The organism is Corynebacterium sp. HMSC073D01, assembly GCF_001815555.1.
In the GTDB taxonomy this organism is placed as follows: Bacteria; Actinomycetota; Actinomycetes; order Mycobacteriales; family Mycobacteriaceae; genus Corynebacterium; species Corynebacterium glucuronolyticum.
Genome location: NZ_KV821083.1, coordinates 33,962 through 46,925, shown reverse-complemented (window position 1 = coordinate 46,925; position 12,964 = coordinate 33,962). Strand labels below are relative to the sequence as shown.

At 53.3% G+C, this 12,964-nt stretch carries 10 protein-coding genes and 2 pseudogenes; 8 read left to right on the top strand and 4 right to left on the bottom strand.

Annotation, left to right across the window (positions count from 1 at the left end; translation table 11 throughout):
* Positions 1-132 precede the first annotated feature (132 nt).
* Positions 133-1,290 (bottom strand): annotated as a pseudogene (locus tag HMPREF3044_RS12785) (IS256 family transposase); the annotation flags it as partial.
* An 89-nt stretch (positions 1,291-1,379) separates the two neighbouring features.
* The gene (locus HMPREF3044_RS11695) at positions 1,380-2,924 is read right to left on the bottom strand and encodes a hypothetical protein (RefSeq protein WP_070741943.1); all 1,545 of its coding nucleotides are present in this window, start codon (positions 2,922-2,924) and stop codon (positions 1,380-1,382) included.
* A 351-nt stretch (positions 2,925-3,275) separates the two neighbouring features.
* Here HMPREF3044_RS11695 and HMPREF3044_RS11690 point away from each other — a divergent pair, with 351 nt between their 5' ends.
* The 8 genes and pseudogenes from HMPREF3044_RS11690 (at position 3,276) to HMPREF3044_RS12780 (ending at position 8,523) form a co-directional block, all read left to right on the top strand.
* Entirely contained in the window at positions 3,276-3,719 is a 444-nt protein-coding gene (locus HMPREF3044_RS11690) for a hypothetical protein (RefSeq protein ID WP_070741940.1), read from the top strand.
* A gap of 39 nt (positions 3,720-3,758) precedes the next feature.
* Positions 3,759-4,055, top strand: coding sequence for a hypothetical protein (locus HMPREF3044_RS11685; protein WP_070741937.1), 297 nt, complete (start codon positions 3,759-3,761; stop codon positions 4,053-4,055).
* A 169-nt stretch (positions 4,056-4,224) separates the two neighbouring features.
* A complete protein-coding gene (locus HMPREF3044_RS11680) occupies positions 4,225-5,346 on the top strand; it encodes an SWIM zinc finger family protein (protein WP_083318166.1) in 1,122 nt (373 codons plus the stop codon).
* A 327-nt stretch (positions 5,347-5,673) separates the two neighbouring features.
* Positions 5,674-5,991 carry a hypothetical protein gene (locus tag HMPREF3044_RS11675; RefSeq protein WP_070741934.1) on the top strand — a complete coding sequence of 106 codons (318 nt, stop codon included), beginning with the start codon at positions 5,674-5,676 and terminating at the stop codon, positions 5,989-5,991.
* A 137-nt stretch (positions 5,992-6,128) separates the two neighbouring features.
* Positions 6,129-6,470 carry a hypothetical protein gene (locus HMPREF3044_RS13510; RefSeq protein WP_246821078.1) on the top strand — a complete coding sequence of 114 codons (342 nt, stop codon included), beginning with the start codon at positions 6,129-6,131 and terminating at the stop codon, positions 6,468-6,470.
* 184 nt (positions 6,471-6,654) lie between these two features.
* Positions 6,655-7,311 (top strand): Mu transposase domain-containing protein, encoded by a 657-nt coding sequence (locus tag HMPREF3044_RS13505; RefSeq protein WP_246821077.1) that lies wholly within the window; start codon positions 6,655-6,657, stop codon positions 7,309-7,311.
* 109 nt (positions 7,312-7,420) lie between these two features.
* On the top strand, positions 7,421-7,753 hold the full coding sequence (locus tag HMPREF3044_RS13500; protein ID WP_246821076.1) for a hypothetical protein: 333 nt from the start codon (positions 7,421-7,423) through the stop codon (positions 7,751-7,753).
* Between the two features lie 12 nt (positions 7,754-7,765).
* A pseudogene (locus HMPREF3044_RS12780) lies at positions 7,766-8,523 on the top strand (ATP-binding protein).
* A gap of 427 nt (positions 8,524-8,950) precedes the next feature.
* On the opposite strand, the gene HMPREF3044_RS11650 reads toward HMPREF3044_RS12780, so the two are convergent.
* Together HMPREF3044_RS11650 and HMPREF3044_RS13495 are read right to left on the bottom strand one after the other, a co-directional pair.
* Positions 8,951-12,457 (bottom strand): hypothetical protein, encoded by a 3,507-nt coding sequence (locus tag HMPREF3044_RS11650; RefSeq protein WP_070741922.1) that lies wholly within the window; start codon positions 12,455-12,457, stop codon positions 8,951-8,953.
* Between the two features lie 225 nt (positions 12,458-12,682).
* On the bottom strand, positions 12,683-12,964 hold a 282-nt coding region (locus tag HMPREF3044_RS13495; protein ID WP_246821074.1), incomplete at its 5' end, for an excalibur calcium-binding domain-containing protein.

The window sequence follows — 12,964 nt, the reverse complement described above, 5'->3', positions numbered from 1 at the left end:
CCAGGAAAACGGCACAGATGCCAGAACAGTGCGGTCAAGTCCGGGGTGGTGGTGTATCTGCCTTTCGTTTCAACTAGAGGATTTCGCGACTGCACACTCGTGCAGCACTGGGCAAGGTTACCAGCTAGATACTCATGCTGCGATCTCCGTCTTTGTAGCTGGGCTCCCCTCGATCACGTTCTGGCTGATTATCGTGCGGGTCTGGGCCAGACTCGTCAGCGACATATAACGGCTTTGCTGGATCCACTCATCGTGTTGCTCAGCAAGAACAGCACCAACCAAACGCACTACAGCATCCCGGTTCGGGAAAATACCAACCACATCCGTACGCCGTCGAATCTCACGGTTACGCCTTTCTGTCGGGTTGTTTGACCAGATCTTCTTCCACACGCTCGGCGGGGCAGACGTAAACGCCAGCAGATCATCTAAAGCCTCTTCCAAGTAATCCCCGACATCAGGGTGGCGTTGATTAAAAAAACTCGATCACATCACGGGCCTGTTCCCATACCGCTTGTGCATCCGGCTGCTGAAAAAATCGTGTGAAACATTGCCGAAAGTGTCGACCACTGGGATTTCGGAACCATCGAAGAAAGATTCTTCGCGAAACGGGTGCGACACCGCTGCCAGGTGGCATTGGGCAAGCATTCAGCGCCAGCTTTTTGAATACCCAGATGGGCATCACTGGTAACCAAAAACACCCCGTCACGCCCGCGGGCAAGCAGATCCCTGAAAAAATCCTGTCCAGGAGGCCACTGACTCTGCGGTGGCGATATGCATACCCAACAGTTCGCGATAGCCCTCAGCATTAACACCGGTGGCAAGTAGCACACTGGTTTTCACAATCCGGCCGCCCTCACGAACTTTCATCGTTAACGCATCACAAGAAACATAAAGGTAAGGTCCTTGATCCAAAGGACGGGTACGAAACTGCTCAACCAGAATGTCAAGTTCTTTCGCCATGTCTGAAACCTGTGATTTCGATAGATTACTAATCCCTAGTGTCGCGACAAGATCGTTCATTTTCCTGGTGGAGACACCTTTGAGGTAACAGGTTACGATCACGGTGGTTAAGGCTCGTTCTGCTCGTGATCTACGCTCTAACAGCCAATCTGGAAAGAAGCTTCCAGTGCGTAGTTTCGGGATCGCTACATCGATACTTCCCACCCGGGTATCTAGTTGGCGATGCCGGTAGCCGCTACGAGTGTTTACCCGTTGATCAGACACGGTGGCATATTCGGCACCACAAATCGTGTCGGCTTGGACGGAAAGGATCTGGTTGATAAAGCTTTGTCCCACATGATGCCCAGCGTACATGTCAGCGGCTGGGCACTCCAGGTGGGTAGCAGGCGCTGCAGCACCTTCGCTGCACACCGCCGACGCTAGTGCGCCTTCACCGCGTACTCGCCGGTTGTCCGCTCCTCGAGCACACCGTCGACTTCCATCTCCAGGAGAATCTGCTCCGCCTCCTCCGCGTCCGCGCCCTGCAAGGCAACAAGGTCATCCTCGTTCACCGTGCCGTACTGGTCGAGGAAGGTACGCAAGCCGGTTAACCCGTCGTATTTCGCCGGGCGCAGGTACGCCAGTCGGTGGCCGAGCAGGTGCCGTGCACCGTCGCCGAGAACCCAACCATGGCAGTGCCCCCTAATTATCCCGCTGCCACCGGCACCAGACACCGACAATACGATGAGCACGTCCAGCGCCGATCCCTCATCGATGGACAGCGCCGCCGCCAGGGATGCCGCCGTCACGTACGGCTCCCGGAAGAACAGGTCCAGCGCGCGCAGCACCAGCTCATTTTCCAGGATCCGCTGCGGGCGAATGCCCCGCAAAAAGCGGACGACATTCCAATCCGGCTCCCCGCCGTACAGGTACACATGGGTGTCATCGAATTTCGGTGGGGTCAGTCCGAGCATGATCATCGCCTTCCCGGATATGGGGAAGCTCGACTGGCCCTGCATGCGCGGATTGGCAAACCCCACCGCCCGAAGGAGGTCTAGCATCTGACGGCTCATGCGCTCACGGGGCACGTACTCGAAGGTGAGAATGTTGTCGGGGCTCCACGTGATCTCCACTGGGTGGTTGAGCTTGTTCATGCTCAGGACGTAGGCCAGCGCGTCACGCACGGTTTGCGCGGGCACAGGCCGGGAGGTGGCCGCCAGGTCACCCACGCCCCACTGCACCGGTTTGTTCAGCTCACTGATGAGCTTTTCGACGTTCACAAGCCCTTCCAGCAGGCTCCTTCCCGTGGCCCACTCCCGATTCACGCTGAACCGGGGCACACCCACGGGTGCCAACAGGTAGAAGCCCATGTTGGTGAGCGTCCCCTCGTGTGTTGCCGCCCCGATGTGGACGAGCATCTCCTCGTCGGACATGCCGCCGCACTCCCCCACCCACTCGCGCACGATGTCCATCGTCTCTGCTGGCACGACGCTCGTCGGCGCATCGGATGCCTCATCCGACCACCACTGGCCCCGATCAACCGCGCCGGATGGCAGCACAAGATTCCCGTTTTCATCGCTGACGGGCGATATCGCGGGCAGCACGTACACCACCAATATTTCCACACCGCAGACGATCCATTTCTTTATCTCCACGGCTGCGTCGACGGTTCGCTCCAGCCGGGCTGTCAGCCACCTCGAGTCAATGGCGGTACCGAGCGGCTCCAGTGTTGCCGGATCGATGCCGACCACAATGAACCCACCACCGGCGTTGGCGTGCAACGGCACAACAGCCGCCACCTGGTCGGCGATCTCCGAGTCGTGGATGTTCGACGGCCCAAGTTCGAACAGCATCGATTGCTTTTCTGCCACCATCGTCATCCGGTCACGCACGTGCTCCGGCACTTGCGGGTCTTCCGTCCCCACCCACGAGACGAAAATGTGTACGAGCTCCTCCAGCTGCTCCCTGCTCATCCTTGTTTCCATGATCTTTCCTTTCTTTGTGCACCGTGGCCCCACAGCAAACAAAGACAGATGGGCCTCAGCGCAGCACTGGCCGACACCGGCCAGTACTTCGGTTGTGACTATTCAGTTGTTGCCGCACAATGCCGTGCGAACGACCACGTCAGCGGTCGCCGAACCGGCGCGCTGCAAATAAAAAAATGGATTTCCCCGGTTGATTCCGCCCCATCCCGTGGGCGAGAAGCTGTTCGTCTCTACGAACACCAACACCATTTAGTATAACTGGCCGACACACACCCCGGTAGCGTTTTTCGCACATGCTTCAAAAGCCGCGTTCCCCTGGATGAATGCTCCTCAGCACATACTGCTAAAGGCATGGCACTTCCCACCACACCACCTGCTAGACCAACCCCGCTTTCTGAGATCCTCTCGCACGACTACCTCATGTGGGTTACTGACGGCTACAGCTTCGAAATCGGCCATTACCCACACGTCGCCTATGTCACCAAGGTCACCGAAAAGTCGCCCACCCTTGTTGAGGGTCTGGTCCAGGACTCTGCTGGCAACACACAGACAGTGACCATCGAATCAGTGGGTTCAGCAGTCAAAGCGAGCTGCACCTGCACATGGGGGCGACGACGGTGTTCGCACAGCGTAACGGTAGCACTGCGGTGCTGCCCGGATGCGGAGGACCCGACAAAGCCGTGGCTAGACACGGACACCCTCTTTGAGCGTTTCCTGAAGAAGGCCACGCGAGCAGAGCTCGTCGAGATGCCTAACGAGCTTCGAGATAGCCTCGGCAGGACGATCAGTACCTGATCCTCACCGCTGCGCACAGCGTTGGGGTCACCGGAGGAGATGGACAAGATCATGCTGGTGGAGGTGCGAAACCTCGTCGCCTTGTCTGGTCTCTCCCCTGTGGAGGGTGTCGCATCCTCAACCGCAACTGTGGATGCCTTGGGTTGCAGCAGATTCTACGGGGATTGGAAGAACCTCCTTCAATCCTTTTGGGAACTGGTCCTCGCCGATCGCGACGAGTACCTGCGACCAGCGGTTGACAAGGCGACGGAGGCGCTTCGCATTCTCGCTGCTCACGACAAGCACCACTCAGACCTCCTGGAGCAGGCGCACGAACTGCAAAAGATGCTCCTCTGATCGGAGAAGCAACCTCTCCGGTCATATCAGTCCCCACGGCCTGAGGATGTGGATGCTTCTCAACCCCCTTGAACCACGCTTCAGCCACGTCACCTGCATAGAAAACCATGCACACCGATGTTCGACAATGGTGCGCTCAGTGTTTCCCACCTCTGCATAGGATGAACCCATGGATAAACCACTTACACAAATTCTCACCCGCGACTATCTCATGTGGGTCTCCGAAAAAAGCAGTTTCGAGAGTGCCCAGGCAGTCCAGAACATCGAAGTATACAAAGCTTCCCCCACTCATATTGAGGCATCGGTGTACGAAATTCCTGGTAAGCCGTACACAGTCACCATCGATTCCGATACGACTGGTACCTCAGCTACGGCCACGTCCTCCTGCACATGCCACCTTGACCAGCCGTGGTGCAAACACAGCATCGCCGTCGCGCTTCTTTTTTGCCGGAAGGTAAAGAACTCCTCAAAACCGGGTCTGGATAGGGATGCGATCTTTGACCGCTTCCTCCAAGAGGCGACACGGGAAGAGCTCGTGGATGTCCTCGATGGTTTGCGGGACGAGCTAGGGCTGGACGAAAACAATCTAATCGTCCCTGCTGTGCTTAGCGTTGGTACACCAGAGGAGACGAGCGCCGTGATAGCGATGAGCGTGCGAACTCTCCTTACTGTTTCCGGTGTTTACAATTCGGCAGACAAAATACCGGAAGATGACCACCTCTACGAAGATTGGCAGATGACAATCGGATCCTTCAATCTGCTGCTAGGAGACGAGCGGGGTGCCCGACTTCTGCCGACCATTGAGGAGATGATAGAGGCTCTGTACGTGTTAGCAGATAGGGATGAACACTACACCACCTTCCTGGGCCTAACGATCAATCTTCACCTGGCGTATTGCTGCATGTACGGAATAGATTCACGCCACGTCGTCTCGTGGTTGGAGAACAACATTGGGGCCATTGACTCCCGCCTCCCCGTCTACGATTTCTCGCCCTACGTCCAGTGTGTCAATCATCTTGATCTTGCCGCCGCTATGAACCGCGCAATCGAAGCCAAAAACAAGATCCTCGATGCTTATCTATCGCTTATCGCGTACGACCCCGAGCCCTACCGCGCACTCCTCGCCGAGCGTGGCAACTGGTTTGCCCTCGCAAACAATTACGGTGAGCACGGCGAGCTTGATAAGGCTCGAGAGATCATTGCTAAGGCTCAAACCCCGAACTCAGGTGTCACCATCGCCCCCGACGAGCTCGCGGAACTCATCCGCCTCTCGGAAACAGCGGAGGAGTAACCGCATCAGGCCAGGGCCACCACGCGTCTCCTTCACCTAGCGTCCCATCCCGCTCGAACAATCCTCACCCACCAATTCCTCCTCCCCGGAGGCCTTCCGGCAAGCGAAACCTGCGGATCCCCCGAGCGCATCGAAGCCAGCGTCGGAAGTGGCACCAGTACACCGCGCACACCGTCACCATCGAATCGCTCGAGGATCAGATCACTTTTTCCTGCTCGTGCCCCACAGTCAGCGACGGGCCGAGCGACTGGTGCCCACGCCTCGTCGCCGTCGGCCTGCGCGTCTTCCCGCACACCGCTGACCAGTTCGCCCCTCGCTTGGACCGAGATGCCCCTCACCCGCTTCTTCGTGCACTCAACGCTGGAGGACCTCGGCAAGACCCTCGTAGCACTGCACGCGAAGGGCAACCTCAGCGAAGACGGACTCACCGCGTGGGCCGTGGATCATGCCGGTACCCCTGCAGAATTCGGGGCCTTCATGTACGCATCCATATCGGATCTCCCCGACGATCTTTTCTCCGCCATCATGAACACTTTGGACGGTTCCGAACCTGATGCTGTCCCCGCCCTCGCCACCACGTTTGGTGAGCTTCTCGACACCCTTGAGGACGCCCTCACCACCGATCGTGGTGTCGATTCGGGGTAGTTGGTACCGTGTGTCCGCGTAGTTGGTACCGGGGTTCCACATACCTGGTACCGCAGCGTTGTTTTCTTCCATAGTAAAAAATGGCGACCCATCACTCGATGGTGTCGCGTCATCTTCGACATGGAAGGAGCCAACTTGTGTCTAACTTCAAACAGATCATCGCGATGTGCCTTGAAGGGGCAAGCTACGCGCAGATCACACACGCACTGGGATGCTCACGACGAGACGTATCTCGTGCCAAGACTGTCATCAACGACGAAGCTCTTACTCTAGAGTCCTTTCGACAACTGCCACCCGGCTGGTTCGATGCGCGCTTCTATGACGGGCGCAGCAAACGCACGCTGTCCTTCGACCAGCCTGACTTTCAAGCACTGGCACGCAAACTTCAAAGCAACAAGCACCTGACCAGGCACAAATTGTGGATGGATTACTTGTCACAACCATGTGCAAGTGACAAGACGAAGTACCAGTACTCTTAAGTTTTGCAGCGGACTCAATGAGTTTTTACGCGCCAACGATCTCGTTGAGGTCATCACACATGAACCCGGCCAAGAACTCTACGTGGACTGGGCCGGTGATAAAGTCCCTGTTATCGACCATGCCAGCGGTGATGTTGCGTTGAAGGCGTCGTTATTTGTTGCGGTCAGCCCGTAGGCAGGGTTGATGTATGTTGTCGCGGCAGCAAATGAGAAAATGCCGGCTTGGACCTCTTGCCACGTCAAGGCGCTGGAGTTTTTCGGTAAACTGCCTGCGATAATCGTTCCTGATAATGCTGCAACGGCAACGTATCGACCGAAAAAGCACGCCACATACAGGATGGTCACCGACTGTTACGCGGCGTTTGCGGACTATTACGGGGTCACGATCGTGCCGACACGCCCTGGTAAACCGCGTGATAAAGCAGCAGTAGAGCGGGCCGTAAAAATCGCCTACACCACGATCCTTGGCTACTTCAGCGATGAAGTCTTCTATAGCCTTGACGAACTCAACGAGGCTATCGAAGAGCACCTCTCGGATATTAACTGTTCGATGACACGCGCTTGTGGGACAACGCGACGTACGCGCTTCGACGAAGAAGAAGCCCCCATGATGCGCGATCTGCCACCAACACCGTTTACGGAAGTGTCGTACACACGGCTCAAGGTCGATCGTAACTGGCATATCACCTGCGACTACCAGTATTACTCGGTGCCGTATCAGCTCGTTGGCAAAGCGGTGACAGTGCGTTTGACTCCGAAGCTGGTCAGCATATTTTGGCGGGGATCAACTGGTGGCCGAACACACACGGTTGCATGGGTTTACATACCGCTATTCCACTGACCCGAACCATGGCCCCACCGGTGACGATGACGGGCATAACGTGTTGACCCGCGACGAATTATTGTCATGGGCATCATCATTTGGGTCCGCAACCCATGGGGTCATCGCGATGATTCTTGATCACACTAGTTCTGCTGTGCCTCGCGGGTTACTCCAGGCACGCAATGTGTTGGCCAACCTTGGCAAAAAGCACAATAACGCCACCTTTGAGCCTGCCTGCCAGCAAGTTTTGGATAAGAAGCTAGCGCCGACGATGGCAGTGATCACACGCATCCAGACCGACATCGCGCATGCGTGGCGCGACCACAGCCTTCCTGCAGCAACCTCGGCGCGCACCAGAAACGACACAGGCTTACAACAACGGCGTCCACACACTCCGTTGACCGACAAGATCGCAGATGCTGTCTTTATCCGGCCTGCTGACCACTACGAAAACATCTAAGGAGTCAAAGCAATGCACACAATCGATGATGAAGTGATGCGGGCGAAAATGCACAAACTGCGCGTATCTACATTCGCGGGCATCTTCTACGAGATCGTCAGCGATGAAGCCTATGCTGATGCCCTGCCAGAAGATATTTTCCTCGCAGCAGTCGACGAAGCCTATGCGCAACGCCAACAACGCAATATCGCCAAAGCAATCAGCCAGGCGAAGTTTCGCTACCCCAACGCCCGTCTGGCTGAAATTACTAGGGCGGAAGAATGAGGCATCAACCTTCGGCAGTTGAAAAAATCGCAGCAACGAACTGGCGGGAAAACCCGACCAACATTCATATCCTCGCCCCGACTGGGACCGCCAAAACATATATTGCCTGTGCTCTTGGTGTTGCGGCTTGCCAGGCTGGGAACCAGGTGGCCTACGACCGGCTAGATCAGCTTGTCGACATGTTGGCGGTCTTCTGACAGATTGACGAAACCTATCTCACTATGATGCGCAAACTGATCAATATCGATGTCTTGATCATCGATGATTTTATGACCATGAGCATCAATCAGCGTGGGCAAGAAGACCTTGCCAAGATCATATTCGACCGTGAGGGCCGACTGCCAACAGTGATTTCGTCGCAGTCAGCAGCTACCTATTGGGTTGCCGAGCTTCCGGACAGGGTTGGGGCGGATTCGTTGGTCAGCCGACTCAACAACGGTTACCGAATCCGGATCGGAGACTTTGATATGCGCAAGGCTACCGCCCCAGTAGACCCCGACGCGTAAGCGCACAACACTTAGTCCGGGTTGGGCACCGCATGCTTGACGCTTGACCCGGACCAGTACCAACTACCCGGAATAGGCCGGTACCGCGTTCCTGGAACACCGGTACCAACAAACCGCATCCGACAGCGTCGTCGCCCACTCCCCCGAAGCCTCCCGCGCCGCCCGCGAAGCCGTCACCGCGATCCTCAAGGAGCACCCCCACAGCCTTGACCTGCACTACTCACTCAACCACGAGAACTTCATCACCACGCTCGACATCAAGCCCCTGTTCTAGGCCATTGGGAGCTCCTCAGTGCGCCAACACCGGACCGCCAGTAAAACGACTATGCGCACAAAACCAGGTTTTGTGTGACAATCAGCACTATTCCGTTCCAAAACTTAACTTGAGGTTTGCACGGAATAGCTGTTCTTGAGCCGAAAATTGCGATTAACGCTGGTAGTTTCCACGAATTGCGGCCTCTCTTTCTGCTAGGAATGCTTCCTGAAGCTGCTTTTCGTAAAATTTAACGCCAACTCGACCTATGTTGGAGAGATATTCGTCGTCTGACTTCGCCATTCGATCCAATTCACTAAGGATGCTTTGAATCACGTCAGACCGCTCTCCAGTATGGACACCCAACTCACAATATGACAAAAGATCATAAGGTGACGGATCCAATGGTCGAAGAATCTTGGCTAGATCTTCTATTGAAAATGTCTGACAAATTTGAAGTTCATGAGACAGTAAAAGTTCTCTGACTGTCGGGGCAAAGGAAACACGTTGGACTTCCTCAGACAGCCATCTAACATCTCCGGATCCAATCGCCCAAAAATAATCAACCGTGGCAGGTGAATTTCTAGTCTCTTCCCATAACAAGGTACGCAGAGCAGGATTTGCTGCTTGAAACGCTTCTCGCCAGAGATCCAACTGTGCGCTAACAGGCAAATCAGTTACTCGTACGAACCTTGCGAATACCTTTACTAGAATTACTGGCTCATTCTTTGCCAAAAATTTTAACGCTAAACTGTGCTCATATCGGACTGAGCTGTTAGCACTAGGTATGTAGACGAGTAAGGCCTCTCGAAGATCATCGCTCAATGGTTTTGGTGAGTTATGAAACTCCATTGAGAAAACCGACATTGCTGCCGTAGCGGCTCTAATCTCCGGAACCTTACTTTTTAGCAGTGCTTCCCGAGCCAGAGAAGTCATATTCCTCACGTCGACAGCCTCCAATATTTCTACATCGGATGCGGTCATCTCACCAACGACAAAATACACCAAAACGGGATTCTCGGAGAACGAAAGAACACTAATGATAGCTCCTTCTCTTGAACCCGTTATATCGAGAAACCGCTGTACTTCAGATCGAGATACGTTGTCATTTTTGACCGACTCTTCCAGTAGAGAAGCAGCCTGTTTACCAAATCCAAATTCCAAAGCGCTAAGAAACCATTCTTTATGATCTAGTTTTTTATTTTTCGCTAAAGCTCGGAATATAAATCCGATGCCAAGGTTCATGCCTTTATACAACTGAAGTTCAGAATTTAGTTGCTCGATCCTGCTCATCAACCCCTCAGGAGGATTGCTGAAATACGGCGTAATTGCCAGGTTAATTTGCTCTTCGCATAAGGTTACGTTTTCCTCATAGGAGGATTGTTTCCAGTTGAAGCTTGTTAGCGCTGAGAAAAGCTGATCCGGTTCGTCGAGGACGATCCCTAGCATCTCAACCGCGTTGTTATAAGTCTTGCGTACGGCTGAAGACCTAATGCAGGGAGCGATTTTTTCTGCCAAGTCGCGAGCAACTTTCTCGGCTACTTTGGATTGTTCCTTACTTGCCTTACCTCCATATGAAACGCGATTTGCGCAACTGACCTGAACCCATTCATTTAGGATCTTGAGAAAACTCAATTGTAGGAGCGGACACAATTTCTTCAGTCTCACATCCAAACATGGTGCAAAGTTCTTATAAATCTGCTCCATTTCCTTCGGCCCCCAGGTATAAGTGCGAATTTCTACCTGTCGGTACTTATCAGGAGTCATAAAACACGAATCGAAGTAGGGTTTTAGTATTTCACCAGCAAACATTGCCCACGTTTCGTCATCCAAGTCTTCCCGAGTGCACCTAGAAACGGTCTTCGCAAGAATCAATAGTTGATCGCCGTCCGGAGAATCTCCTGGAATAGGTACTCGAACGGCACTAACAAATTCTCTTATAATCGATTCCGCATCCGATTCTCTGATCTGCTGAGAACCAATCAAACTTAGAAATTTCGAATATTTTAGTCCTGGATTTGTACGCAAGGGAACGGCACACACATTACTGAGTAGGTCAAGAAAGATGACTTTCTCATTAGCCGATTTTGCTTCGTCGAGTTCCCCCAACTTTTCTTTCATTATTTCACAAAATACACTAAATTCCCGCTTTCCAAGATTTGCATAATTCACCAGGAAGTTTTTATTGTCATGCAAATTCTCAAACGCGACTTCGATATCACTTTTCTTTATTGGACTGCGAACGGTAGTACCCATAGCTTGAGAAAATACTTGCGCCTTTGCTATTTGAAGAACGTGGTCGGGAAACAATTCTTTGATTCTGTTCACACCGGGCCAAATAGTCTCATCAGAAAAGTACTCAAACATCGCAAAATTCATTGCTATTGGTTCTGGTCGGACGTTGAAAGAAATCACTTCTTGAAGGTCCTCCCAATTGTTGCTCGATTGGAGTGAACGCTCAGCATCCAGCAAGCCCGATTTAGCCAAGCCTCTAACCTGTTTTTCCAGGTCGATCTCGGTCATTCCTAGCAGCTGAGCTAGTTTCTGAAAATCGTAATTATCAAAGTCCCCAAGAAGCGATAAAAGGCCAAGTAATTTCTGGCCGGATGGCGTAATCGAGGAGTCCTGCAGAAAGGTGTCTATCACTTCTCTGCTGGCCTGCCCGGTCCATACAGTTTCCCAATCATCTTTTTCTGTCAGTAGATCTACAAGATTTAGCGCCCATGCGGGTCGCCCATCCGAGAGGTCTAGTATCCTCTGTAAAACAACGGCCCGATTTATGCCACATGGCCTGAGGATTAGTCCCATTTCGTCTACTGTTAGTCTTGTTACTTCGACAACCTCAATGTTTTTGTCAAAACAGTTTTTTACTTTGTCTTTCTCGTGAGGCCAACAGGTAGTTACAATTTGGAATCGCAATCGTTCTTGTGCACGTAGTTGTAAGAGCGCTTCGATATCTCTAGATCTCGCACCTGCATCGTCAACTACAACATATTTAGGGGTGGCTTCCAGAAGATCGTCCAGAAGCAAATTGGCATCATAGATCTCATTCAGAAAATAGGAATCTTCCAGCTCCCCTGCAACATGAGTCTTTCCCGCCCCCGGGACTCCGAAAAGCACAAGGTCATCGTTAAGGTCATTGAGCGTCTTCATCAGGTCATCTCGCCCTACCGTCGGCAACTCAGGATGCTTTCTGCCACGACGCCCAGATGAATCGACTAACGCAGAAAGATTCCCTTCTATTCGAAGAATTTTTCTTCGGGTCTCGGGGTGCCAATACGCCTCGTTAGCAAACCAGTTTCGGTCATACACCTCCACTAGGACTACGCCAAACTCTTCCGCGATCTCGTTCAGCTTTTCCCTTTTCGAACGATTAATGTTCGCCAGACTGACCGCGACTACCCGTTCTACTTTCAAACCATGGATACGCGCTGAATTCAAGCTTCCTTGAAGATTAGCCCTTGCCCCTTTCCACTCCCTCGACGATGTAATAACCGCACCGGTAATCCCCGCCATTGTTGGGATCTCACCATCAAGTCCAGAATCCGATCCACCGGGAATAGGCACCACAGAGGGGTAAATTTTCGACAAATGGGTTATGACGTATTGTTCAAAATCATTTGTATTTATTTCAAAATTCTCATCTGCAAGTTTCTTTTGGATTCGTTCCATCAAATTCATCGACTTACCTCACCGAATCGGAAATTGAGCATACGCGTACAAACAGGAATTGAGCTCCTTCAACAGCGGCATCCAGATTATTCCTGAATTCAAATAAAAATATCCAGTAAGTCAGGCGTAAGGCTGACCAAAACTTCAACAGAATTCAGAAATATTCAGTAACTAAGCATTCTAAGTTCGGTTCAGCAATTGCACATTTGGGTTCTCAAACCCAAATGTGGCCCCCTACCTCGGATCCTTCTCGCACCCCACGCCGTCGCCGTCGCCATCGAGCTTGCCGTGCCCGGCGACGTAACCCGGCTCGCCCGCGCGGATCGGGCGCCCGAGGGTGTTCCACACGTCTTTGCAGTTGGCGTACGAGGACTTCCCTCCGTTGTCAGCTGCCCCCATGAACCCATTGGCCTGCTGAGGCGCCGGCGATGGCACAGCCGGCGCTTCCTCCACCGGTGCTGGTGGTGGCGGTAAGACCGCAGCCGGCTGCACCTCCGCCTCGGTAGGTTCCACTGT